Genomic DNA, 23,804 nt, shown 5'->3' with positions numbered 1-23,804 from the left:
GAAGCCAGCTTATTCCTTGATGCGCTCGATGCGACCACCCAGGCCTTGCAGCTTGTGCTCGATGTCTTCGTAGCCACGGTCGATGTGATAGATGCGATCGACGATGGTGGCCCCTTCGGCCACGAAGCCGGCCAGCACCAGGCTGGCGGAGGCGCGCAGATCGGTCGCCATCACCTGGGCACCCTTGAGCTGCTGGGTGTCGCGGCAGATGGCCACATTGCCTTGCAGTTCGATGTCGGCACCCATCCGAACCAGCTCGGGCACGTGCATGAAGCGGTTCTCGAAGATGGTCTCGGTGACCATGCCGGTGCCCTGGGCGACCGCGTTCAGCACGGTGAACTGTGCCTGCATGTCGGTCGGGAACGCCGGGTAGGGGGCGGTCTTGATGGTGACAGGTTTCAGGGTGCGACCTGTCATGTCGAGGGTTATCCAGTCGTCACCCTTTTCAATCAGGGCGCCAGCCTCTTCCAGTTTGACCAGTACGGCTTCCAGCAGGCTGGGGTCGGTGTTGCGGCAGGTGATCTTGCCACCGGTCACGGCGGCGCCCACCAGGAAGGTGCCGGTCTCGATGCGATCGGGCTGCACGCTGTAGCTGCCACCGTGCAGACGTTCTACGCCGTCGATGGTCAGGGTATCGGTGCCGGCGCCCTGAATGTTAGCTCCGAGCGCGTTGAGGAAGTTGGCCAGATCGACCACCTCCGGCTCACGGGCGGCGTTTTCGATCACGGTGCGACCGTCAGCCAGGGTGGCGGCCATCATCAGGTTCTCGGTACCGGTCACGGAAACCATGTCCATCAGGATGTGGGCACCTTTCAGGCGGCCGTCGACGCGGGCTTTGATGTAGCCCTCTTCGATGACGATCTTCGCACCCATCAGCTCCAGGCCGTGGACATGCAGGTTGACCGGGCGGGCACCGATGGCGCAGCCGCCGGGCAGGGAGACGTCTGCTGCACCGAAGCGGGCTGCCAGCGGGCCCAGGGCCAGGATGGAGGCACGCATGGTCTTCACCAGCTCGTAGGGGGCGACATGATTGTTTACCGCGCCGGTCAGCACGGTCACGTTGCCGTTGACCTTGGTGGTGGCGCCCAGCATCTCCAGCAGCTTGAGGGTGGTACCCACGTCTTTCAGGCGCGGTACGTTGGAGAGTTGAACCTCTTCGTCACACAGCAGGGTGGCAAACAGGATGGGCAGGGCGGCATTCTTGGCGCCGGAGATGGTCACTTCACCGGAGAGGGTGCAGGGGCCGGTGATCTTGAATTTGTCCATGGTTTACTTCTTTACCAAATCAGGAGGGCAGCTGGAATTTACGCTCGCGTTTCCACTCGGCGTCGGTATAGGCCTTGATGGAGAGAGCGTGGATCTCGTTGGTGGCGATCTTGTCCATCAGCGGGGCATAGATGGCCTGTTGTTTCTTGACCCGGCTCATGCCGTCAAACATGTCGCCGACGGCGATCACCTGGTAGTGACTGCCGTCCCCTTTGACATGGACTTCGGACAATGGCAAAGCCTCGAGGAGTATCGCTTCAATTTCAGAGACTTGCATTATGAGTCCTCAGTTGTGAGCGGGGTTGAATGAAAGAGGCTGGCCACCCCGTAGAGGTTGGCCAGTGTATGGAAATCGTTAGAGGCACCCACCAGTGTCGGAGTGGCACCCCGTGCCAGTGCCGCCTTGGCCCACTTGACCAGCAGGGCAAGGCCGGCGGAATCCAGGGTAGTGACGGCACCGAGTTCGAGCCGATCGTCCTGCCACCAGTCGGCGCGGCGTTGCCACAGATCGTTGACCTGCGGGGCCTGCAAGTCACCGCTCAGGATCATGACTTGATCACCAGCGGCTTGGCGTTGTGTTCACGCAGCTGGGCGATCACCGCATCGATGCCGTTCTGGCGAATGAGGCCGCCCAGCTCGTTCTGCTTGGCAGAGAGCAGGCTGATCCCTTCGGCAACCATGTCGAAGGCTTTCCACTCGCCGGTCTTGTTGTTCTTGCGCAGCTTGAACTCGAGGAAGATGTCCGGCTTGCCAGCCTCTTTCACGCTGACGTTGACGGCGGTGATGTTGCTCTCGGCGGCTTTGCCGGGCTGGACCTTGACGGTCTGCTTGTCAAAGTGTGCCAGGGCGTCGGCGTAGGAGCTCACCATGTACTCGGTGAAGACGTCCACAAAGGCGTCACGCTGGGCAGGGGTCGTCTGTTTGATCTGGTTGCCGAGCACCTTGTAGGCGGCGAAGCGGTTGTCCACGTAGGGCAGCAGCTCCTCGCGGATGATAACGCGCAGGTGATCGGGGTTGCTCTTCACCTGGGCCTGATCGGCTTTCAGGCGGGCAAAGGTCTGCTGGGCGGCCTGATCCACGAGGGCATAGGGGTCCGAAGTGTTGACATCCGCACGGGCGACGAGGGAGAACAGCATGCTGGTCATCAGACCCAGCATCAGGGCGATCTTCTTGAACATGGTTACTCCTTGGTTGCGGGTGTGTTGGCCGGGGAGGACTGGCTGTAGAGGAACTTGCCAATCAGATCTTCCAGCACGATGGCGGACTTGGTGTCTTCGATCATGTCGCCATCCTTGAGCATGCTGGTGCCCATCTCCTCATCGCTGAACCCCGGTGCCAGACCGATGTACTGCTCACCGAGCAGGCCAGAGGTCAGGATGGAGAGGGTGCTGGTCTCGGAGAACTCGCCGGCACTCTTCTGCATCTGCAGGGAAACGATGGGGACCTGGCTCTTGGGATCCAGGGTGATGTCGCTGACACGACCGACGACGACGCCGCCGACCTTGACCGGCGAGCGCACTTTCAGGCCGCCGATATTATCGAAATGGGCGCGCAGGGTATAGGTTTCTCCTTCCGGTTTGAAACTCAATCCCGCCACTTGCAGTGCCAATGCCAGAATGGCCGCGATGCCAGCCAGCATGAAGGCGCCAACCAGAAATTCTACTTTGCTGAACTTCATCTTTCCCTTATCCAAACATGACTGCGGTGAGTATAAAATCCAGACCGAGCACGGCCAGGGATGAGTGAACCACGGTACGGGTGGTCGCCTGACTGATCCCGGCCGAGGTCGGTTTGGCATCATAGCCGTTGAAGAGCGCTATCCAGGTCACCACCAGGGCGAAGATCAGGCTCTTGATGGCGCCCTGCATGATGTCGTCCTGCCAGTCGACGGAGGCCTGCATGGCGGACCAGAAACTGCCTTCGTCCACCCCCAGCCAGTCGACACCAACCAGCTTGCCGCCAAAGATGCCGATCAGGCTGAACATGAAGGCCAGCAGCGGCATGCTGATAACCCCGGCCCAGAAGCGGGGCGCCACGACCCGACGCAGCGGATCGACCGCCATCATCTCCAGGCTAGAGAGCTGCTCGGTGGCCTTCATCAGGCCGATCTCGGCGGTGAGGGCGGAGCCCGCACGACCGGCGAACAGCAGGGCGGTGACCACAGGGCCCAGCTCACGGAGCAGGGAGAGGGAAACCAGAGGCCCCAGGCTCTGCTCTGCGCCGAAATCCTTCAATACGTTGTAACCCTGCAGGGAGAGCACCATGCCGATGAAGAGGCCGGACACCAGTATGATGGCGACGGATTGCACTCCCACCACATACAGTTGCTGCACCAGCAGCGGGAAGTGCTTGCGTGGCTGGGGTCGTCCTGCCAGTGCATGAAACAGCATGATGGTTGCCCGGCCGACGGCGTTGATGAAACGCACACCGCTGCGGCCCAGCTTGCTTATCTGACTTGTCAACATCACAGATCCTGTAGCAGGTCGCCTGCCGGAAAATGAAACGGAACAGGACCGTCGGGCAATCCCTTGAGGAACTGCTCGACTTCGGGATTGTGCTCCTCGCGCAGCTGCTCCGGTGTGCCGTGTGCCACTACCTTGCGGTTGGCGATGATGTAGGCGTAGTCGGCGATGCTCAGCACCTCCTTCACGTCGTGGGTGACGATGACGGAGGTGATGCCGAGGGCATCGTTGAGCTCCTTGATGAGCTTCACCAGCACCGCCATGGTGATGGGGTCCTGCCCCACGAAGGGCTCGTCATACATGATGAGATCCGGATCCAGCGCGATGGATCTCGCCAGGGCCGCGCGACGCGCCATGCCACCGGAGAGCTCGGACGGCATCAGCTTGGCCGCCCCGCGCAGACCGACAGCCTGCAGTTTCATCATGACGATGGTGCGGATCAGCTCTTCCGGCAGGCCGGAGTGCTCCCGCAGCGGGAAGGCCACGTTGTCGAATACGGTCATGCCGGTGAACAATGCGCCACTCTGGAACAGCATGCTCATCCGTTTCCGCACTTCATACAGGCGTGAACGGGAGAGCGTGGGAACGTCTTCCCCGTCAAACAGGATGTGACCGGACTCAGGCTTGAGCTGGCCCCCGATCAGGCGCAGCAAGGTGGTCTTGCCGATCCCGCTCGGACCCATGACGGCGGTGACCTTGCCACGGGGAATGGTCAGGTTGATCCTGTCGTACAGCAGCCGATCCCCGTGACTGAAGGTCAGGTCGGAGATGGTGATCAGGTCATCGTTCAAACAATTGTCCATCCGGTATAAATGAAGAGCGAATTTTATGGGCTAGTCTAGGTCTAAGCAACAGCGAGGAACAACTATTGAGCGGGTTTCCCCCCAAGTACGCGACAGTTTTATGTAACAACCTGCGTCAATGACCGCCCATTCCGCATCCGATTCGCTTATCTCGGCAGACTTTTTTATAATCCCGCAGCAAATTTCGGCCCGGAGCTGTGCCTTTATGTCTGTAAAGCCTGAAAAAGTGTCTGAATTGTTCGATTTCCGTCGCAGCGCCCGAGCGGTGCTGGACATAGAAAAACAAGCCATTGATGGACTCTACCAGTACCTTGACGAGGCGTTCGAGCGCGCCTGCGAGATGGTGCTGCGCTGTGGCGGCAAGATAGTGGTGACCGGCATGGGCAAGTCGGGTCATATCGGCAACAAGATTGCCGCGACCCTGGCCAGCACGGGAACGCCCGCCTTCTTCCTGCACCCGGGCGAGGCCAGCCACGGGGATCTCGGCATGATCTCAGCCGGGGATCTCATCATCGCCATTTCCAACTCCGGCGAGAGCGACGAGATCCTGGCCCTGCTGCCGGTGCTCAAGCGCCGCGGTATTCCACTCATCTGCATGACAGGCAATCCTGCTTCCACCATGGCGAAAGAGGCCAACGTGCACCTGTGCATCAAGGTGGAGAAAGAGGCCTGCCCCCTCGGTCTGGCCCCGACATCCAGCACTACCGCCACCCTGGTGATGGGGGACGCGCTGGCCGTGGCCCTGCTGGAGGCCCGTGGTTTCACCGCCGATGACTTTGCGCTGTCGCATCCGGGCGGGTCCCTCGGCAAGCGGTTGCTGTTGCGAGTGGGCGATCTGATGCACAGCGGCGAGCTGTTGCCCAAGGTGGGGATAGATGCCACCATCAGCCAGGCGCTGCTGGAAGTGAGCCGCAAGGGGCTCGGCATGACGGCGGTGGTGGACGATCAAGGGCTGCTTGCCGGTCTGTTCACCGATGGTGACCTGCGCCGCATTCTGGACCTGCAGGTGGATATTCATCACACCCCCATCAGCCGCGTCATGACGGTGAACTGTGTTACCGTAGGGCCTGAGATGATGGCGGCCGAGGCCGTCAAGCTGATGGAAACCAGGAAAATCAACGGGTTGTTGGTTGTGGATGGAGAGAGACACCCGCTGGGTGCCTTCAACATGCATGACCTGCTGAAAGCCGGAGTAATTTGATGCAAGACGTACCGACCCTCTATGGTCCGGTGACGCGCAGCCAGTACGAGAAGGCGGCGCAGATCCGCCTGCTGGTGTGCGATGTGGATGGGGTGCTCTCCAACGGCTTCATCTATATGGGCAATAACGGCGAAGAGCTGAAGACTTTCTGCACCCGTGACGGTGCCGGCATGCGTGCCCTGCTCAATGCGGGCATCGAGATTGCCATCATCACGGGGCGAAACTCCCGCATCGTCAGCGATCGCATGAAGAGTCTAGGAGTCCAGCACCTGGTGCAGGGGGCAGACAAAAAGCTGCCCCACTTCGAGGCCTTGCTGACCAAGCTCGGGCTGGATGCATCGCAAGCCGCCTATATGGGAGATGACACCATCGATCTGCCGGTGATGCAGGCTTGTGGCCTGGGTATCGCCGTTGCCGACGCCCATCCGCTTGTGCTGGCGAAGGCGGAGCTGGTGACGCGGCTTGGCGGTGGCGTCGGGGCCGTGCGCGAGGTGTGCGACCTTATCTTGCAGGCCCAGGGATTGGCTGACTATCAACCCGAGGCGTCGCGATGAACAAACAGACTGTGCTGTTCGGCCTGCTGTTTCTGGCTGCGCTGGCGGCCTGGCAGCTGGGGGAGATCGAGCTGGTCCCCGAGCCGACCACCAAGACGGAAAATTTTCAACCGGACTTCACCGCCAGAGAGTTGGTGACGACCCGCTTCAATGAGCAGGGCAAGCGCACCGAGCGGCTGGAATCCGAATATGCGGAGTACTACCAGGTGCTCGAGCAGGCCACTTTCACCAAGCCGGTGGTCTACATGTTCGATGACAAGGGCGCGGCCGAATGGAAGCTGACGGCCGAAACCGGGGTGCTCAACACCGATGACAATGTGATCCTCCGTGACAAGGTGCATCTGGACGGTCTGCTTCCCGCCTCCTTCATCTCCACACTGGATACCTCCTATCTGGAGCTGGATCTGGTGACGCAGGGGATGAGAAGCAACCAGCACATCAGCATTGTGGGCCAGGAGTTCCAGACCGAGGGCGTTGGCCTCAAGGGTCACCTGGAACGTAAATATTTCGAGTTACTGGATAAAGGCCATGCCACTTATTTCAATGAAAAACGTTAATCTGGCCCTCACGGCCCTGTTGCTGTGCGGTTCCCTGAATGCCAAAGAGTCCGACTTTGCCGAGAAGGTCTATGTGGATGCGGTCAAGCAGGTGGCCGAGATGCAGGACAACCGCATCACCTTCAGCGAGGATGTCATCATCACCCAGGGCACCATCAAGATTAAGGCCGACAAGGTGGTGGTGATCCGCTCCGGCGACAAGGGCGCCGAGGTGATGACCGCGTATGGCAACCCAGCCACCTTCTTCCAGGTGCTGGACAACGGCAAACCGGTCAATGCCCATGGCAACAGCATCCGCTACGAGCTCAAGAACCGACTGGTGACCATCACCGGCAACGGCCAGCTCAAGCAGGAAGACAGCCAGGTGACCGGCGATCTGATTCGCTACGACATCGTCAAGCAGAAGATGATTGCCGAGAGCAAGGGGCCCACCCAGCGCGTCAAGACGGTGTTCCTGCCGGATCAGGTGGAGAACTTTGACAAACCCGCCGATCAGAAGAAGTAGGAAACAACAGCCATGGCAGTGTTAAAAGCAACGGGTCTGCAAAAGAGCTACAAGCGCCGCATGGTGGTCAGCGATGTGAGCCTGGAGGTGGGAACGGGCCAGATCGTGGGCCTGCTCGGCCCGAACGGTGCGGGCAAGACGACCTCCTTCTACATGATCGTGGGCCTGGTGCAGCGGGATGCTGGCCTCATCACCATCGACGAGCAGGACATCAGCCTGCAGCCCATGCATATCCGTGCCCGCAATGGCATCGGCTATCTGCCTCAGGAGGCCTCCATCTTCCGGCGCCTGTCGGTGTTCGACAACTTGATGGGGGTCATGCAGACCCGCAAGGGGTTGAGCCGCGAAGAGCGGGAGGATAAGGTCGAACAGTTGCTGGAAGAGTTCAATATCACCCATATCCGCGACAGCCTGGGCCAGAGCCTCTCGGGTGGGGAGCGGCGCCGGGTGGAAATCGCCCGGGCGCTGGCGGCAGAGCCGAGATTCATTCTGCTCGATGAGCCTTTCGCAGGTGTTGATCCTATTTCAGTCATCGATATCAAAAAGATCATCCAGCATCTGAAAGAACGCGGGTTGGGTGTGCTGATAACGGACCACAACGTCAGAGAGACGCTGGATGTGTGCGAGAAGGCCTACATCGTCAGCCACGGCAAGATGATTGCCGAGGGTGCGCCGGCCGATATCCTCGCCGATGAGCAGGTCAAGCGCGTCTATTTGGGCGATCAATTCAGTCTATAGTAAGGGGGCACCCCTCATTTTTGTTAGGTGACTGCCTCGCTGAACATAAGGATATCCCGACGTAGATGAAGCCGACATTACAGTTGCGTCTCGGTCAGTCCCTGACCATGACGCCACAATTACAACAAGCGATTCGTCTGCTCCAGCTCTCCACCCTGGAACTCCAGCAGGAAATTCAGCAAGCGCTCGACAACAACCCCTTGCTGGAGCAAGAGGAGAACGAGGCGCAGGAAACCAGTCAGGCAGAGACACAGGACGCCAGTCAACTCGACTCCAGCGATGCCATGGCCCAGGAGAGCATGCCGGATGAACTGCCGGTGGACACCACCTGGGACGAGGTCTACTCGGCCGGTACGGCCCAGAGTGCAGGCCCCATCCATGACGGGGAAGACAGCGTCTATCAGGGGGAGACCACCGAGAACCTGCAGGACTACCTGCTGTGGCAGATGCGGCTCACCCCGTTCAGTGATGTGGATGCGGCCATCGCCCTTGCCATCATCGATGCCATCGACGAATCCGGGTATCTGACTGCCACCCTCGAGGATATTCAGGCTGCAGTCAGCAGCGAGGAGGTAGAAGTCGAACTGGATGAGATCGAAGCCGTGCTCAAGCGGGTGCAGCATTTCGATCCGGTCGGCATCGCCGCCCGTTCGGTGCAAGAGTGTCTGCTGATCCAGCTCGGCCAGTATTCGCCGGACCTGCCCTGGCTCGACGAAGCCAGAGAGGTGATCCGCGAACACATGGACCTGCTCGGCAATCGCGACTACCGCACCCTGGCTCGCAAGACCCGCCTCAAGGAGAGCGATCTCAAGGAGGTGCTGGATCTCATCCAGCAACTGGAGCCCAGACCCGGCAACGGCATCATCCAGAGTGAATCCCAGTACGTGATCCCGGATGTGTCCGTGGTCAAGAAGGGCAGCAAGTGGGTGGTTGAACTCAATCCGGATTCTGCTCCGCGCATCCGTGTCAACGAGGCCTATGCGGCCATGGCGCGCAATGCCCGCAGCAGCACGGATACCCAGTTCATCCGTTCTCATTTGCAGGAGGCCAAGTGGTTCATCAAGAGCCTGGAGAGTCGTAACGACACCCTGCTCAAGGTGGCCAGCTGCATCGTCGAGCAGCAGCAGGGCTTTTTCGAGTACGGCGAAGAGGCCATGAAACCCATGGTACTCAACGATATCGCGGAAGCGGTGGAGATGCATGAGTCGACCATTTCACGGGTCACGACCCAGAAGTACATGCATACGCCCCGCGGCATTTTTGAACTGAAGTTTTTTTTCTCCAGTCACGTCAATACGGAGGGAGGAGGAGAGTGCTCATCGACCGCTATTCGCGCCCTGATCAAGAAGCTGGTGACGGCGGAAAACCCCGCCAAGCCGCTTAGTGATAGCAAGATCGCGGATTTGCTGGCCGAACAGGGTATTATGGTGGCGAGACGCACGATCGCAAAGTACCGTGAATCCTTGTTGATCCCGCCATCCAATCAGCGCAAACGCCTGGTTTAGGCAAACAAAAGGAAGACGTTATGCAAATTAACCTGACCGGACACCATGTCGAGATTACCGAAGCTCTGCGTGATTATGTGAACAACAAATTTGCCAAACTCGAGCGTCACTTTGACCATATCAACAACGTACACGTGGTGTTGAGCGTCGAAAAACTGAACCAGATCGCCGAAGCCAAGCTGCATGTCAGCGGGGGAGAGGTGTTCGCCAATTCGCAGCATGCCGACATGTATGCGGCGATTGATACCCTGCTGGATAAACTGGATCGGCAGATCATCAAGCACAAAGATAAGTTAAATCAAAAATAACTATGCAACTTGAACACATACTGAGTCGGGACTGCACCAAGAGTGCGGTCCCTTGTACCAGCAAGAAACGCGCGCTCGAGATCATCAGTGAACTGGCCGCAGAGCGCCTCGGCGCTTCCCGCCAGGTCCTGTTTGAAAGCCTGCTGGCGCGAGAAAAGATGGGCAGTACCGGGATCGGAGCCGGTATCGCCATCCCCCACGGCCGGATTGACGACGCCTTCGCGCCGACCGCCGTGTTGATGACCTTCTCCGAGCCCATCCCTTTCGATTCTATCGACAATCAACCGGTTGACCTGCTCTTTGCATTGCTGGTGCCGGAAAGCGAGTGCAAGCAGCACCTCAAGACTCTTTCCCTGATGGCATCCAAACTGGGTGACAAGGCCGTCTGCCGCCAGCTGCGCCAGGCGACCAGCGACGAAGAACTCTATCAGATCATGACGTCGGCCTGAGGCCGGGTCTGACACAGCCACGTTGGCGTGAGGGGACAAGATGCAGTTAATAGTAGTAAGCGGTCGTTCGGGCTCCGGCAAGACGGTGGCCCTGAGGGTGCTCGAGGATCTCGGGTACTACTGCGTGGACAACCTGCCGGTCAACCTGCTGCCCCAGTTGATCGTGTCGGTGGAGAGCCAGTATGACAAGCTGGCTGTCAGCATCGACGTGCGCAACCTGCCTGCCCAGGCAGACAGGCTGGAGAACCTGCTGAGCCAGGTGCGCAACGAGGGGCGAGTCAAGTTTTCGAGCTTCTTCTTCGATGCGGACAACGCGACCCTGCTCAAACGCTACGGTGAGAGCCGCCGTCTGCACCCTCTGTCCCGCAACAAGCTTTCGCTGGACGAGGCGATCCGGGAAGAGACCCACCTGCTGGCACCGCTCTCCTCGACCGCCGACCTGCGCATCGACACCACCAACCTCAGCATTCACGATCTCAGCGAGCTCATCAAAACCCGGGTGCTTGGCAAGAAAGAGAACGAGCTGGTGCTGGTGTTCGAGTCATTCGGTTTCAAGTACGGCATTCCCAAGGATGCGGACTTCGTGTTCGACGCCCGTTTCCTGCCCAACCCGCACTGGATCCCGGAGCTCAAGCCCTTCACCGGCAAGGATGAGCCCGTGGCCAACTACCTCTCCAGCCAGCCGGATGTCATGCTGTTCATCCAGCAGATCGAGAACATGCTGGGGACCTGGTTGCCCCACCTGGAGCGCAACAATCGCAGCTATGTGACCGTCGGGATCGGCTGTACCGGCGGACAACACCGCTCGGTGTTCATCGCCGAGCGGCTGGCCAGCGCATTCCGGTTGCTTGGCAAGAACGTGCAGATCCGCCATCGCACGTTGGACAAGCGTTCAAACCCCGCCTGACAGATCCACAGGATGCTCAGATGACCGTTTCCGCCTCGGTAGAAGTCAAAAACAAGTTAGGCATTCACGCGCGACCGGCCATGATGCTGTTCGAGCTGGTGCAGGGGTTCGATGCCCACGTGTTGCTGCGCAACGAGGAGGGGGTCGAGGCCGACGCGGACAGCGTGATCGGCCTGCTGATGCTGGACTCCGCCCAGGGCAAACAGGTGGAGGTGCAGGTGGAGGGCCCCGAAGAGGTGGAGGCCCTGGCCGCCGTGGTGGCGCTGTTCACCTCGGGCTTCAATGAGGAGTAATACGCCTCGGCGTGCTCAAGGTGCGCTGCGAGCCAGCGCCTTGAAAGCGGCAAAATCCCGACAAGCCAGCAGACTTCTGCTGGCTTTTTCGTTCATCAGTGCCAGAAACAGATCATAAAGTCCCATGGCTTCCTCATAATCCGCCTTGGCGATGGCCAGCACGAAGATGAGGGTAGCGCTCTCGCCGTTGCCCCAATCGATCCCTTGGGGGGCCAGCACGGTATAGACCAGGGTGCGGCGCGCCAGCAGGCCGAGGGAGTGGGGCAGAGCGATGCCGTCCCCCAGCATGGTTGAGACGATCCGCTCCCGCTCCTGCAAGGATCCCCGGAATCCGCTCTGCACCAGATCCTCCGCCTCAAGCTGGCTGCAGATGCGATCAAACAACGCCCCCTGGCTGATGGGTTCATCAAGCACCATGAAGTGGTCGGCATCGAAATACTTGTCGAGCAGATAGGGACGGGTGCGATCGACGAGCACCAGCTTGCCGAGCTGCTCCAGCTGGTACTGGGTCGGGAAGGGGGAGACCTGCACCACGGGAGCATTCTTCTCGCTCACCTTGAGGGTGCTGATGACGAAATCCTGCTCGACTCGTACCAGTCCCTCATAGTCCCGCACCGACTCCAGCGTGGTCAGCTGCAGTTGGGGGTATTCCCGCCGGATGCGTGCTTCCAGCACCCGGAAGGTGGCGTTGCCCGCATCGCACAGCAGCAGCGCCTGGGGGCGCCGGGTGTAACCGATGTCGTAGTGGCGCTCCAGGCCGACCCCGATGTGGATCACCAGGTAGCCGATCTCGTGGTGGGTCAACCGGTAGGGGGTCTGCCTGATCCACTCAGAGATGGCCGCCAGGGTGATGTCGTAGGCGAGGGGGTAATACTGCTTGATGTGGTCCGCCAGGGGATTGTGGCTGCCAATCTGGTATTTGACCCGCAGCAGCATGGCGCCGATATGGGTCTGCAGGTCGGCTCGCAATTGCGGGTCGCCGCGCAGGTCATAGGGGTAGTGGTGGTGGATGTAACCCAGCAGGTGCGTAGTCAGCTGCTCGCTCTCGGCCGCCATGGCCGGGCTGAGCAGGGGCGTCTCTGCAGTGAGGCGAGCCTGGATCTGGATGGCGAGACAGGCGATCTCTTCCTGCCCCGGTGAAGTCAGGGTTGGCAGCTCGGCATAGATGTCGCGGGCCACCACTACCAGGGGCGGGGTGATGTCGTCGCTGGCAAACTGGCGCAACTCGTGGCCAGACGCCTGGCGAAGCAGGGCGACGGCACAGTAGACGGTGACTTGCTGCAGGCTCTCGTCGGCCAGGCGCAGCTGATGGCGACCGAGTTGCTCGTGAATGTGGTTGCCCACTACCTCCAGCGTCTTGCTGGGGCAGAGGGTGGGCAACAGGCTCTGGAGCGGATGCTGGTGCAGCAGCTCCTGGCAGAGCAGTTGGGTGAGGCAGGCGCGGATCGCCATCTCGCTTCCCGCAATGCGCATCCCCACTCTGGGTTTGCTGTCGATGGTGAGCCCGAAGTGGGCGAGCCGCTCCCGCACCTCCGTCATGTCCCCTTGCAAAGCCGCCCGGCTCAGATACCAGGTGTCCGCCAGCTCGTCGAGCTTGATCCCCTGTTCCGCCGTCAGCAGCAAGACCTGGAGGTGCAGCACCCGCTCGCGGCTGGTGCGAGGCAGAGGGCTCTCCTGCCCCTGGGCGGCCAGCAGCGCATCGAACAGTCCCTGATTGTAGATCTTGAGCTGGTAACCGCTGCCCCGCTGATGGATCAGGTGGGCGCCCCGGGTGGCAATGAGCTCGTTCAGGGTCGCCACGTCGGTACGCACCGTGCGGGTGGAAACATTGAGACGGCGGGCCAGCTCCTCCTGTGGCAGAGGCTCGGCGTGAAGCAGGGCGAGCAGTTGCTGGAGTCTGGGGTGGGGCAGCTTGGTCATGAGGGGGTGAGGACTCCTGTCGCGCATGGTGGGTCGATGTTAACAAGGGGGTCATTAACAAGCCAGGCACCGCCCAGTGATCGGACCGGTGCCTGTGGGATTGTTATGCCAGCAGTGCCTTCACCATGGCGAGGAGGGTACGCACATCCTCGGGGCGGGTCTGGCCACTGACACTGTCGATGATGGAGCTGTAGACGTGGGGGATCACCTTCTCGACTCCTGCCTCCAGCGCGATCCGCACTATCTCCTCGAAGTTCTCAAGATCGATGCCGCCGGTGGGCTCCAGCCAGAAGCCGTGGCGGGCACAGGCCTCGGCCACTGCCTGATATTCGGCGCGGCAGGCGAGTCCCCCCATGGGGAAGAACTTGACCGAGCTGCCGCCCATGTCCTTGAGCAGGGCAATGGCGGTGTCGATGGGGACGATGCCGTCAGTCTGCTGTGCGCTGAGGGGGCCAGTGGAGATCTTCACCATGCCGGGGATGCCGGTGGGGGAGACAAGGCCATTGACGAGGGTGTCAGCTTGACCGAGCAGCGCCCGGCTGGCCCCGACCCCGGTGAACACCTGATTGACATGCTGAGGCTGCAACTGGCGGGCCAGCTCGGCCACCATGGCGGACTGGCGCGGATCACCTGCTCCCAGCCCGATGGAGAGGGCGTTGTCGATAAGTTTGGCGTAGGCCTGCATGTCGGCGACGGCAGAGGGGATGTCCGGGTAGTTCTTGGAGAGCACACCGACCAGGACGTGGCCCTCGGCGGCCTCATAAATGTCGACGGCATTCTCTTTGGAACCTGCCAGCACGTTGAGGCAGACCCGATCGCGGTAGTAATTGGGGGTAAGAGACATCAGTTGTTCTCCTGAACGAGGTGGGCAATGGCGGAGTGGATCTGGTCGAGCTGGGGCAGGGTGACGCTGCGCACGTCTATCTCGATGTGCCCCTCGTTGGCCTTGTAGCCGCGGCAGTAGATGGCGGGGGTACCCTGTTGCAGACGGGAGACCACTTCCACCGTGGTCATGCCGATCTGCTGGTGGTCGAAGGCGATGTCGGTGCGGGCGATGTCGCGCCCCGCGCTGTCCCACACCACCTTGGCGCTGACGCCGGGCAGCTGGTTGAGGCGCTCGATGAAGGGGGTCATCTTGGCGACCATGGCGGTGCCGCTTTCCTTCTCTTTGGCCAGGTAGCGCTCGATGGCGTGGGTCAGGCCGAGGATCCCCTCCTTGCCCACCTTCATGGCACGGCCTATGCCGCCAGCCTGCTGCTTGACCCACCCCACATACTGACGCCTGCCGAGCACCAGGCCGCTGGTGGGCCCTTCGATGGCCTTGGCGCCGCTGTAGATGACCAGATCTGCACCCTGGTTGTAGTAGAGACGCAGATCCTCTTCGGCAGCTGCATCGACGATGAGCGGGATCCCGTGTGCCTTGGCCACCTCGGCCGCCTCGGCCACCGACAGAATGCTCTTCTGCACGCAGTGGTGGGACTTGATGTAGAGGATGGCGGCGGTATTGGCATGGATGGCGGCGGCCAGCTGGGCGGGTGAGCACTCGTTGGCGTAGCCTGCCTCCACCACCCTGCCGCCCCCCAGGTTGACCATGGTGCCGACGGGGGCACCAAAGTTCACGTTGTGGCCCTTGGGCAGCACGATGTCGCTCGGCACGTCGTGGGCATGAGCATGCAACTGCTCGAGGCGATAGGGGTCGCCGCGCACGATCACGGCGGCCACCGACTGGGCGATGCCGGCGCTGGCGCAGGAGACCACTACCGCATCTTCAACGCCCAGCAGATCGGCCAGATAGGCGCCGGTCTTGTTGACCAGATCCTTCACCTCGAAGTAGTGGCCGAGGCCGAAGTTGACCGCGTTGATCACCTCCTGCTCGGGGGTGGATACGCCGAGGATGGTCATGCGCCCGGAGGCGTTGATCACCGGTTTGAGCCGGTATTTCTCATACACAGAAGGCATGGTGTGATTTCCCGTAGTGAGTCAGAACCAGTTCGCCGCCCACCAGGGCGGCGAGAGGGAGCAGTTGCCGGTCACCGTTGCGGGTGCCGGCCTCGGTATCGGTAAAGAGAGTGGGGCCGCAGCTCACCTCGAACAGGGTGATGTCTGCATCGGCGCCCACCTCGAGTCGCCCCTTGCCGGGCAGGCGCAGGGCATCGGCGGCATGGTGAGTGACGCAGGCGAGTACCTGCTCCAGGGTCATGCCGATGGCGAAGAACTTCGACATCACGTGGGCAAGGCTGTAGACGGGCCCCTTGATGCGGTTCTTGCAGTAGATGTCTGAACTGATGGTGTGGGGCAGGATGCCCTGGGCAATGGCCAGCTCCGCCACTTCGAAGCTGAAGCTGGCGCCACCGTGGCCGATGTCGAGCAAGAGTCCCCGCCGCATCGCCTCGCGCACCGCCTGGCGCAGTTCACCCGCAGGGGTCAGGATGCGGTTGGGCTTGCCGTTGAAGCAGTGGGTCAGCAGATCGCCCTCCCCCAGCAGGGCGACGATCTCGTCCAGATCCGGCGGCGTGTTGCCCACGTGCACCATCAGTGGCAGGTTGCCATTGGCCTGCTGGATCTGCTTGGCCATGCGCAGGGGTTGCAGACCGCTTTCACCCACCACGCTGCCGCTCATGCGCGCCTTGATGCCGACGATGAAGCCGGGATGGCGCCGGATGGCCGCCTGGGCGAGGACGGGATCGATGTCTGCCGGATCCGCCAGCTCGTTCTGACGCAGCAGACCGATGCGGGAGATGTTGAGCAGGGCATGCACCCGGGTCTTGCAGGTGGCGGCTATGCGCTGGAAGTCGTCCACATCGTCGGCTCCGGTGCTGCCGGCGTCGATGACGGTGGTGACGCCGGATTCCACGCCCACCTTGTCCGGCTCATCGTGATAGATGGGAGAGGCGGGGTAGCAGTGGGTGTGGCCGTCGATCCAGCCGGCGCTCACATGGACCTGCCCGCCCAGAGTGAGGGTTTGCTTCGCCTCCGTGCTCTCTGGCAGCGAACCCAGCGCCGCTATCTTGCCATGCTTGATGGCGACGTCGACAAGCTGCCCGTTTCCCAGGCGTCCCGCCCTGATGATCATGTCGTACATGCTGATATCCCTCTTGGAACCTGCTTGTGCTCTTACTGCGAGGCCGCTTCCAAGGCTCATGTGTTGCTCTTCACCTTGCTGACGACCTTTCGCGACAGAGCGCAAACAGGTTCTTGAATGCCGCCCAAGAGACGGCCTTGGATTAAGCCAGGGCGATGGGGAAGACGGTCCCGAACAGCATGGCCCCCAGAATGGCGCCGCCCGTGATGGGCTTCTCCCAGATGTAAAACAGCAGGGCACCCAGCAGGGAGCCTATCCCGATGGGAATGGAGGCGCCCATGGCGGAGAGGATGATGAGGGGACCGAGGAAGCGGCCGGAGCTGTTGCCAGCCCCCATCATGACGTCCGCCCCGTAGGTGGAGTTGCTCTGGTTGATGGTGAACTTGCGCGCCAGGATGATCACGTAGCCGATGGCCATCCCAATCCCCATGCCGGTGATCAGGGAAGCGGTGAAGTTTTCCACCGGATAGATGATGCCGGCCCCCAGCAGCAGGGCGGGCACCCCGAGGCCGACTCCGGTCTGGATGGCGCCGCCGATGTCGAGGATGCCCACCAGGGAGCCCTCGATGATGCGGGCGAACAGGAAGCTGGCACCGAAGGCGGCGACTGCACCATAGGCCCCCGTGTCCATACCGGCCTTGAGCATGGCAACGAAGGCCACTTCGTTGAAGGCGCCGACCCCGTAGAGGTAGAACATGTGGGTACCGGCGAAGACGCCGGAAGAGAGCAGACCGACAAAGATGGGGAAGGACCAGTCGGCATACCAGAAGTTGTTTCTCAGTTTCTCATCCATGGTGTGCTTCCTTATTTTCCGCTCATGAGGTTGTGGACGTTTTCCAGCCACAGGGGAACGCCCAGGTGGAAGGATTCAATGAGTTTCATGTCAAAGCCGCGGAAGAAGCCGCTCAGCACGAACAGCAGGACGATGGCACTCATCATCACCTTGGTGACGTGGTTCCAGCCGCTCTCTTCCACCCCCTTGCCGATCAGGATGCCAAGCACCAGGCCTGGTACCGCGTTGCCCATGATGAGCTGGGCCAGACCGCCGAAGATGGTGGCCCAGAAGCCGGACTTCTTGCCTGCCTCGATGGCGGCCAGCCAGAAGATCACCGGCATGACGGTGTTGACCAGCAGGTTGGCGGCGGGCACCAGCACCTTGACCGCGGTCACCTGCAGGGCGGCAGGTACGGCGGCGGCCGTGCTGTTGAGGAAGGCGACCACGATGGCACCAATGATGCCGCAGGCGATGGCCATCTTTTTGGGATCATGGAGGGTGGTGGCGAGATCCCGGTTCTTGATCATCAGGGCCGCTGCACCCCAGTTCGGCAGGATGCGGTGATCCACGTCCTGAGTGAAGGCGCCGGCCGCGACCGTGGAGGCCCAGGCGTTGAAGAAGAAGCCCAGACCGAACGAGAAGTGGGATGCGGGGTCCCCTTCGCAGGAGTTGAGCTCGCCCAGGGTACGGAACGCGCCCATCCCCTGCACGGTCGGGGCGTGGAACATCCGCGCCGCGCCAGCCCCCACCCCGACGCCTACCAGGCCGCCGATGATGAGTGACTTCATCAAAATGATTAGAAACATCCAACTTGTCCTTTTGGTTGTGGGGTCAGGCCCGGGTGAAATCCACCTTGTCGACATCCAGGCTGGTGACCTTGACGGTGATCGCCAGCCGGACCCGGAACTCATGGCGCTGGCGTGGAAGGAAGAAGAACAGGAACTTCTCCACCCGTACCGACTCCTCGGCCTCGAGCACCTCGACTTCGAGGGGTTCGATGCGCAGCATCACCTTGGGGCTCTCCTTGAGCAGGCTGGGTTGCACCTGGCTGAGGGCTGCTGCGAACGCCTGCTGGCGAGTCGCCCCCTTGCCGTTGACCGTGATCCGGGTGGTGAAGTGCTCTTTCATCAGGCGCGTCCGTGTTTCTTGGCGAAGGCTTCGATCAGCTTCTGGCCCAGCTCTTCCTTGTCCATGAAGCCGAAGCCCAGTACCACGCACCCCTCGTTGATGGCGGTGACACCCTCTTCGATGGATCGCATGCCGTAGCGGCACTTGTAGCCGTACTTGGTCTGGGCCGTGATGGCGCCCGCGCCACCGCTGCCGCAGAAGGAGATGCCAAGGTCGGCCTGCTCCTTGTTCATCACATCACCGAGCTTCATGTCGGCGGCCATGCCGGGGATGACGGTCACGGTGGCGCCGGCGGCTTCTGCGCCTGCCCCCACTTTCTGACCCTTGCCGAGACGATCTCCAATCACGAGTTTGATGGCAGTCATTTAGCTTTCTCCTTTTACTGAGCTGAGTTCGTTTTCTTTGGCCACTTCAAAATGGACGGACAAGAGGTGCGCCTCCTCGTAGGCGAGGCGGTCGAGCCAGGCGACGACCTGTTCGGCCAGGCGCAGGGAGAGGGGGGAGATCTCCTCGAACAGGCTGAGGTCGACCTCCGGCAGGGATTCCCCGCTGTAGGAACGCCACACCATGGCCTTAACGTGGGAGGCCAGCATCTGTTGCTGCACGTCGTTGGGGCGTATGCCCTGATCCGCCAGCAGGTTGTGAATGCGGGCCAGGGTCAGGTCGGTCTTGCGCAGCAGTGCCGGGCTGTCCGGGGTCAGTGGGGCGTCATGGGTGTCGGTATTCAAGGTCTGCTCTCCAGGCTGGCAGAAAGGATGGGATCACCATAAAGCGGAGGAGAATGCGGGAGGAGGCAGGTTTTTTCCGATTCGAAGTGGAAATCCGGAGGGAAAGGCATCAAAAGAAGCCCTTTTGGCGATCAAGAAGAGGAAAGGAGCGGACTGGCGGCAAGGGAGTGTGATCGGTGGCGGGTTTTGACGGCACCTTCGCCCGATCGTTTATTGGCGCAATATGTGAGCTGTCTCACGCACAGGTGGGAGCTGGAGGAAAGCGGGCACAAAAAAGGGCCCTGTCGGGCCCTGCGAGGATCCGCCTCTCAGGTGGCGGGTGCCGCACTGCTGGTCGGCAGGGTCTGATTCTGGTAGCGCAGGTCCTCTTCGATGATGACATCGACGTCCAGCGGCTTGCCGTTGCGGATCACCGAGATGGTGAGCTTGGTGCCGGGGCGGCTCTCTACGATCTTGTCCATGACGGGACGCACGCCGGTGATGGCCTCTCCGTTGATCTTGAGCAGTACATCCCCACGTTTGAGACCGGCCTTGGTGGCTGGGCCATTGGGATCCAGGCTCTCCACCACCAACCCCTGCAAGTCACCCAGGTTCAGCATGCGCGCGACGATGGGATTGATCTCGACGCTGGAGATGCCGAGGTAGCCGCGGATGACCCGACCGTTGGCGATCAGCTCGTCCATGATGCGCTTGGCCAGCTTGTAGGGGATGGCAAAACTGATGCCATAGCTCTCCTGATTGCCGTTGAGGTGGTAGGCGGCGGTATTGATACCCACCAGATCGCCACGGCCATTGACCAGGGCGCCTCCGGAGTTGCCCTCGTTGATGGCGGCATCGGTTTGCAGCAGATCCTGTCTGCCATTGCTGTCCGGCCCCATGCTGGAGAGGCCGATACGCCCGGTGGCGCTGATGATGCCTTGGGTGATGGTCTGGCCGACGTTGTAGGGGTTGCCGATGGCGAGCACCACGTCTCCCACGTCCGGCAGACGATCCGGGTCCTGCGGGATCACCGGCAGGTTGTCCGATTCGATGTAGAGCACGGCCAGATCGGTCAGTTTGTCGGTGCCGACCAGCTCTGCACTGAATACCCGACCATCTTGCAGGGCGACGATGATCTGGTCCGCATCGGCGATGACGTGATAGTTGGTGAGCACGTGGCCGCGCTGGTTCATGATGACGCCGGACCCCAGCCCCTGGGGTCTGAGTTCGGCTTTTTCACCGCGATTGCCGGCGAAGCTGCGGGTGTAGATGTTGACGACGGCAGGGCCGGCGCGATGGGCCGCGTAGGAGAAGCTCAGCTCGCGGGCGTTGGTGATGAGGCCCGGCAGGGGAGTGCCTCCGCGAAAATCGGGGAACACCAGCAACAAAAGCGCAGCCATGGCGAGGCCAAAGCCGACGGACTTGCCCAAGTAGCTGATCAGTGGTGGGATTTTCATGTCATTCTCGTCCGTACAGGCTGCGGGCAGAGAATAACATTATCGATGGATAAAAATCACCCGCGGCGGTTGCCGCGGGTGTGAGGGGCTTAACGGATCACCAAATAGAGCGAGGAGTCGCCGCGCTGGATGTTCAGCGCCAGGACTTCCGGCTTGTTTTTCAACACCTTGGTCAGTTCACCCATGGAGTTGATGCGCTGGCGGTTGACTCCGATGATGATGTCACCCTTCTGCAGGCCGGAGGCGGCTGCCGGTGAGCGGGGATCGATGTCGGAGACGGCCACGCCGGACACGGGGTCCGTGATGGTGCTCAGCTTGGCCCCTTCCAGGGCCGGATGCAGGGCGCTGGCCAGGATCTCGCTGTCATCCGCTTTCTTCAGGGTGACCTTGACGGTCTGCTCCTTGCCGTCACGAATGAGGCCGAGCGAGACCTGCTTGTCGGCCCCCATGGTGGCGATTTTGGCACGCAGCTCGCCGAAGGAGCGGATGGGCTTGCCATCGATGCTGATGATGATGTCGCCTGCCTTGATGCCTGCCTTGGCGGCAGCGGAGTCAGGCATGACCTGGTTGACGAAGGCACCGTCCTTCTTGTTGTAGCCGAAGGTCTTGGCGATTTCGCTGGTGAGCTCGGTGCCGGTAATCCCCAGCTGGCCACGGCGCACTTCGCCGTATTTCACGATCTGCTCGGAGAGATCGCGCACCATGTTGGACGGGATGGCAAAGCCGATGCCGATGTTGCCGCCGTTGGGGCCCAGGATGGCGGTGTTGATGCCGATCAGCTCCCCGCGCAGGTTGAGCAGGGCGCCGCCCGAGTTGCCGGAGTTGATGGCCGCATCGGTCTGGATGAAGTTCTCCAGATTTTCGATGTTGAGGCCGCTGCGACCCAGGGCGCTGACAATGCCGGAGGTGACGGTCTGGCCCAGGCCGAACGGGTTGCCGATGGCCAGCGCGTAGTCACCGACTCTCAGCTCGTCGGAGTCGGCGAACTTGATCTGCACCAGATCCTCGGCCTTGATTTGCAGCAGGGCGATATCCGACTGTTTGTCTTCCCCTATTTTCTTGGCTGCATACTCACGGCCATCCTTCAGGTTGACCTTGATTTCGTCCGCCTCGTGGACCACGTGGGCGTTGGTGATCACGTAGCCTTTCTTGGCATCGATGATGACGCCGGAACCAAGCGCCTGGAAGGGCTGCTCGCTCACCTGCTCGTCAGGCATGTTGGGGCCGAAGAAGAAGCGGAATTGTTCCGGCAGGCGCTGGCGGGTGATCTTCTTGCCAGAGACGGAGATGTTGACCACGGCAGGGGTCACCTGCTCGAGGACGGGGGCCAGGCTCGGCATCTCCTGGTTGTTCGCCATCAGGGGCAGTGCGGCCTGCGCCGGTGCTGAGGACATGGCGATACCGACACTGAGGGCTAAGACACTGAATACAGAAAGAGATTTACGCATATGAGAAACAGCTCCCAGAAAAAGTTGCAGTGCAATCGTCAAGGTCTGACCACGATAAAGCGTAATTAGTTCAACCGACGATCAGCCCGGCTGCTTGAGCAGGCCGGACGCACCGGCGTAATCGCGGGGAGGAAGGCCCGGCTCCTCGCTGTTGGCGGCATCGCCTGTTTCTTCCACTTCGGGTTCGCGGAACAGTGGTTCCTGTACCTTGGCCAGGAACTTGCTCTGTTCCGCCATATGGCGATAAAGGGTCTGGTACTGTTCGGCCAGTTGCTCCATCAGGGCTGCGCTGTCGGCGAAGTGGGTGGTGATCTGCCCCTGGTAGCTTTCCAGCTCCTTGTGGGCTTTTTTCAGCTCCTGTTCCAGGCGTCCGGCATCCCGGCTACGGACAGAGAAGCGGCCGATCAGCACGCCGATGATCAGGGCGGCGATCGCCAGCAGGATCCCGTTAAACAGAGTCATAGAAGCTCCTTGTTACAGCTAACACGATGAATTTGAAGCGGTCGGATGGACCGCAACGCCTCGTTGGCACTATACCGTGCCCCCCGAGAGCGTGATACCATTTTGTCCCTCATTCAGGGACTTGGAGGCGGTTTACAGGATGACCCCGCAGCAAAAATATCAGCAGGATTTGCAGCGCCCCGGCTTTGTGGCCGATCCGGCCCAGGCCATGGCAGTCGCCCGCCTGGAGCGACTCTATCAGGATCTGTGCGCAAGCCCGACTCCGACCAGATCCCGTGGCCTGCTGGGTTGGCTGCAAAAGCCGAAAACCCGTGACCCCGTCCAAGGGTTATATATGTGGGGCGGTGTGGGCAGAGGCAAGACCTGGCTGATGGATACTTTTTTTGAGAGCCTGCCGGGGGAGCGCAAACTGCGCATCCACTTCCACCGTTTCATGCACCGTGTGCACGACGAGCTCAGAGGGCTGACCGGTCAGTCCGATCCGCTCAAGCTGATCGCCCGCAAGCTGACCGACGAGACCGACGTCATCTGTTTCGACGAGTTTTTCGTCTCGGATATCACGGATGCCATGCTGCTCGGCACTCTGTTCCAGGAACTCTTTGGCCATGGCGTAGTGCTGGTGGCCACATCCAACATCCCCCCTCAGGATCTCTACCGCAACGGGTTGCAGCGTGCTCGCTTCCTGCCTGCTATCGCGCTTATCGAGCGTCACTGCGAGGTGATCAATGTCGATGGCGGTGTCGATTACCGGCTGCGAACCCTGGAACAGGCAGAGATCTATCACTTCCCGCTGGATGAGCAGGCCAGGAGCAACCTGGATCGTTATTTCAGCCAGTTGACCGGGACTGGGCAGGTGACTGCCGCCGCACTGGAAGTCAATCATCGCCAACTGAGTGCACTGGGCGTGGGGGAAGGGGTGCTTTATATGGAGTTTGAACAGCTGTGCTGTACTCCACGGTCCCAGGGCGACTACATCGAACTGGCCCGTGAGTTCCACACCGTCCTGCTGGCCAATGTGCAACCCATGGGCAGCGGCACGGATGACGCGGCCCGCCGCTTCATCGCCATGGTGGACGAGTTTTATGAGCGGCATGTCAAGCTCATCATATCGGCGGCGGTCCCCATGACCGGGCTCTATGGCGAAGGCTTGCTGAATTTCGAATTCAAGCGTTGCCTTTCACGGCTTCAGGAGATGCAATCGCACGAATACCTTGCCAGAGTGCACCTTCCTTAGTCACAATACCGCGCCTGCCAGTCGGATGGGCATCTGCGGCAGG

The 23,804-nt window shown here is 61.0% G+C and carries 30 protein-coding genes; 11 read left to right on the top strand and 19 right to left on the bottom strand.

What is annotated here, in order from left to right:
* Window positions 1-9: 9 nt before the first annotated feature.
* The 7 genes from murA to mlaF are packed head-to-tail and all read right to left on the bottom strand — an operon-like array spanning window position 10 to window position 4,531.
* Window positions 10-1,266 (bottom strand): UDP-N-acetylglucosamine 1-carboxyvinyltransferase, encoded by a 1,257-nt coding sequence (gene murA / locus AB7E19_RS10060; protein ID WP_041211853.1) that lies wholly within the window; start codon window positions 1,264-1,266, stop codon window positions 10-12.
* Between the two features lie 19 nt (window positions 1,267-1,285).
* Window positions 1,286-1,543, bottom strand: a complete 258-nt coding sequence (ibaG, locus tag AB7E19_RS10055; protein WP_010675882.1) for a BolA family iron metabolism protein IbaG — start codon at window positions 1,541-1,543, stop codon at window positions 1,286-1,288.
* Window positions 1,543-1,815: an STAS domain-containing protein gene (locus AB7E19_RS10050; protein WP_010675881.1), complete on the bottom strand. Its 273-nt coding sequence runs from the start codon at window positions 1,813-1,815 to the stop codon at window positions 1,543-1,545. Before AB7E19_RS10050 ends, ibaG begins: the two co-directional genes overlap by 1 nt.
* Window positions 1,812-2,444: a phospholipid-binding protein MlaC gene (gene mlaC, locus AB7E19_RS10045; RefSeq protein ID WP_039040470.1), complete on the bottom strand. Its 633-nt coding sequence runs from the start codon at window positions 2,442-2,444 to the stop codon at window positions 1,812-1,814. The genes AB7E19_RS10050 and mlaC overlap by 4 nt, the downstream gene beginning before the upstream one ends.
* Before the next feature lie 2 nt (window positions 2,445-2,446).
* Window positions 2,447-2,944, bottom strand: a complete 498-nt coding sequence (gene mlaD / locus AB7E19_RS10040; protein WP_010675879.1) for an outer membrane lipid asymmetry maintenance protein MlaD — start codon at window positions 2,942-2,944, stop codon at window positions 2,447-2,449.
* A gap of 7 nt (window positions 2,945-2,951) precedes the next feature.
* Window positions 2,952-3,731 (bottom strand): lipid asymmetry maintenance ABC transporter permease subunit MlaE, encoded by a 780-nt coding sequence (gene mlaE, locus AB7E19_RS10035; protein ID WP_010675878.1) that lies wholly within the window; start codon window positions 3,729-3,731, stop codon window positions 2,952-2,954.
* The gene (mlaF, locus tag AB7E19_RS10030) at window positions 3,731-4,531 is read right to left on the bottom strand and encodes a phospholipid ABC transporter ATP-binding protein MlaF (protein WP_029314846.1); all 801 of its coding nucleotides are present in this window, start codon (window positions 4,529-4,531) and stop codon (window positions 3,731-3,733) included. Before mlaF ends, mlaE begins: the two co-directional genes overlap by 1 nt.
* A gap of 205 nt (window positions 4,532-4,736) precedes the next feature.
* Here mlaF and AB7E19_RS10025 point away from each other — a divergent pair, with 205 nt between their 5' ends.
* The 10 genes from AB7E19_RS10025 (at window position 4,737) to npr (ending at window position 11,548) form a co-directional block, all read left to right on the top strand.
* A complete protein-coding gene (locus tag AB7E19_RS10025) occupies window positions 4,737-5,732 on the top strand; it encodes a KpsF/GutQ family sugar-phosphate isomerase (RefSeq protein WP_029314845.1) in 996 nt (331 codons plus the stop codon).
* Window positions 5,732-6,286, top strand: coding sequence for a 3-deoxy-manno-octulosonate-8-phosphatase KdsC (kdsC, locus tag AB7E19_RS10020; RefSeq protein ID WP_042015859.1), 555 nt, complete (start codon window positions 5,732-5,734; stop codon window positions 6,284-6,286). Before AB7E19_RS10025 ends, kdsC begins: the two co-directional genes overlap by 1 nt.
* Window positions 6,283-6,843: an LPS export ABC transporter periplasmic protein LptC gene (gene lptC / locus AB7E19_RS10015; RefSeq protein ID WP_039040473.1), complete on the top strand. Its 561-nt coding sequence runs from the start codon at window positions 6,283-6,285 to the stop codon at window positions 6,841-6,843. Before kdsC ends, lptC begins: the two co-directional genes overlap by 4 nt.
* Window positions 6,830-7,348, top strand: coding sequence for a lipopolysaccharide transport periplasmic protein LptA (gene lptA / locus AB7E19_RS10010; RefSeq protein WP_010675873.1), 519 nt, complete (start codon window positions 6,830-6,832; stop codon window positions 7,346-7,348). Before lptC ends, lptA begins: the two co-directional genes overlap by 14 nt.
* A 12-nt stretch (window positions 7,349-7,360) precedes the next feature.
* Window positions 7,361-8,086 (top strand): LPS export ABC transporter ATP-binding protein, encoded by a 726-nt coding sequence (gene lptB, locus AB7E19_RS10005; RefSeq protein WP_010675872.1) that lies wholly within the window; start codon window positions 7,361-7,363, stop codon window positions 8,084-8,086.
* Window positions 8,087-8,151: 65 nt separating this feature from the next.
* Window positions 8,152-9,591 carry an RNA polymerase factor sigma-54 gene (locus AB7E19_RS10000; RefSeq protein ID WP_041211850.1) on the top strand — a complete coding sequence of 480 codons (1,440 nt, stop codon included), beginning with the start codon at window positions 8,152-8,154 and terminating at the stop codon, window positions 9,589-9,591.
* Window positions 9,592-9,611: 20 nt separating this feature from the next.
* Window positions 9,612-9,899, top strand: a complete 288-nt coding sequence (hpf, locus tag AB7E19_RS09995; protein WP_005305957.1) for a ribosome hibernation promoting factor — start codon at window positions 9,612-9,614, stop codon at window positions 9,897-9,899.
* 2 nt (window positions 9,900-9,901) lie between these two features.
* Window positions 9,902-10,348 (top strand): PTS IIA-like nitrogen regulatory protein PtsN, encoded by a 447-nt coding sequence (gene ptsN / locus AB7E19_RS09990; RefSeq protein WP_010675870.1) that lies wholly within the window; start codon window positions 9,902-9,904, stop codon window positions 10,346-10,348.
* Between the two features lie 40 nt (window positions 10,349-10,388).
* A complete protein-coding gene (gene rapZ, locus AB7E19_RS09985) occupies window positions 10,389-11,255 on the top strand; it encodes an RNase adapter RapZ (RefSeq protein ID WP_010675869.1) in 867 nt (288 codons plus the stop codon).
* A gap of 20 nt (window positions 11,256-11,275) precedes the next feature.
* Complete coding sequence (gene npr, locus AB7E19_RS09980; RefSeq protein ID WP_010675868.1) at window positions 11,276-11,548, top strand: PTS phosphocarrier protein NPr; 273 nt, start codon at window positions 11,276-11,278, stop codon at window positions 11,546-11,548.
* Window positions 11,549-11,563: 15 nt separating this feature from the next.
* On the opposite strand, the gene AB7E19_RS09975 is transcribed toward npr, so the two are convergent.
* The 12 genes from AB7E19_RS09975 to AB7E19_RS09920 form a co-directional block, all read right to left on the bottom strand.
* Window positions 11,564-13,468, bottom strand: a complete 1,905-nt coding sequence (locus AB7E19_RS09975; RefSeq protein WP_427935119.1) for a BglG family transcription antiterminator — start codon at window positions 13,466-13,468, stop codon at window positions 11,564-11,566.
* Between the two features lie 103 nt (window positions 13,469-13,571).
* Window positions 13,572-14,312, bottom strand: a complete 741-nt coding sequence (gene dagF / locus AB7E19_RS09970) for a 2-dehydro-3-deoxy-phosphogluconate aldolase (protein WP_113978331.1) — start codon at window positions 14,310-14,312, stop codon at window positions 13,572-13,574.
* Entirely contained in the window at window positions 14,312-15,427 is a 1,116-nt protein-coding gene (locus AB7E19_RS09965; RefSeq protein ID WP_427935117.1) for a DgaE family pyridoxal phosphate-dependent ammonia lyase, read from the bottom strand. The genes dagF and AB7E19_RS09965 overlap by 1 nt, the downstream gene beginning before the upstream one ends.
* Window positions 15,411-16,550, bottom strand: coding sequence for an amidohydrolase/deacetylase family metallohydrolase (locus AB7E19_RS09960; RefSeq protein WP_427935115.1), 1,140 nt, complete (start codon window positions 16,548-16,550; stop codon window positions 15,411-15,413). Before AB7E19_RS09960 ends, AB7E19_RS09965 begins: the two co-directional genes overlap by 17 nt.
* Before the next feature lie 142 nt (window positions 16,551-16,692).
* The gene (locus AB7E19_RS09955) at window positions 16,693-17,343 is read right to left on the bottom strand and encodes a DUF4310 family protein (protein ID WP_010675863.1); all 651 of its coding nucleotides are present in this window, start codon (window positions 17,341-17,343) and stop codon (window positions 16,693-16,695) included.
* Window positions 17,344-17,354: 11 nt separating this feature from the next.
* Window positions 17,355-18,131 carry a DUF4311 domain-containing protein gene (locus tag AB7E19_RS09950; RefSeq protein ID WP_010675862.1) on the bottom strand — a complete coding sequence of 259 codons (777 nt, stop codon included), beginning with the start codon at window positions 18,129-18,131 and terminating at the stop codon, window positions 17,355-17,357.
* Between the two features lie 25 nt (window positions 18,132-18,156).
* Entirely contained in the window at window positions 18,157-18,453 is a 297-nt protein-coding gene (locus tag AB7E19_RS09945) for a DUF4312 family protein (RefSeq protein WP_041211841.1), read from the bottom strand.
* Complete coding sequence (locus tag AB7E19_RS09940; protein ID WP_010675860.1) at window positions 18,453-18,818, bottom strand: SFCGS family glycine-rich protein; 366 nt, start codon at window positions 18,816-18,818, stop codon at window positions 18,453-18,455. Before AB7E19_RS09940 ends, AB7E19_RS09945 begins: the two co-directional genes overlap by 1 nt.
* Window positions 18,819-19,181 carry a transcriptional regulator gene (locus AB7E19_RS09935; protein ID WP_010675859.1) on the bottom strand — a complete coding sequence of 121 codons (363 nt, stop codon included), beginning with the start codon at window positions 19,179-19,181 and terminating at the stop codon, window positions 18,819-18,821.
* A 308-nt stretch (window positions 19,182-19,489) separates the two neighbouring features.
* Complete coding sequence (degS, locus tag AB7E19_RS09930; RefSeq protein WP_103858103.1) at window positions 19,490-20,617, bottom strand: outer membrane-stress sensor serine endopeptidase DegS; 1,128 nt, start codon at window positions 20,615-20,617, stop codon at window positions 19,490-19,492.
* A gap of 89 nt (window positions 20,618-20,706) precedes the next feature.
* Window positions 20,707-22,065 (bottom strand): Do family serine endopeptidase, encoded by a 1,359-nt coding sequence (locus tag AB7E19_RS09925; protein ID WP_103858102.1) that lies wholly within the window; start codon window positions 22,063-22,065, stop codon window positions 20,707-20,709.
* Between the two features lie 81 nt (window positions 22,066-22,146).
* Window positions 22,147-22,527 carry a YhcB family protein gene (locus tag AB7E19_RS09920; RefSeq protein ID WP_010675856.1) on the bottom strand — a complete coding sequence of 127 codons (381 nt, stop codon included), beginning with the start codon at window positions 22,525-22,527 and terminating at the stop codon, window positions 22,147-22,149.
* Window positions 22,528-22,666: 139 nt separating this feature from the next.
* On the opposite strand from AB7E19_RS09920, the gene zapE reads away from it, so the two are divergent.
* Window positions 22,667-23,761 (top strand): cell division protein ZapE, encoded by a 1,095-nt coding sequence (gene zapE / locus AB7E19_RS09915; RefSeq protein ID WP_263308387.1) that lies wholly within the window; start codon window positions 22,667-22,669, stop codon window positions 23,759-23,761.
* Window positions 23,762-23,804 lie beyond the last annotated feature (43 nt).

The organism is Aeromonas sp. (assembly GCF_050252055.1).
In the GTDB taxonomy this organism is placed as follows: domain Bacteria; phylum Pseudomonadota; class Gammaproteobacteria; order Enterobacterales; family Aeromonadaceae; genus Aeromonas; species Aeromonas caviae.
The sequence above is the reverse complement of the archived record's forward strand: the minus strand, read 5'-3'. Positions and strand labels throughout refer to the sequence as shown.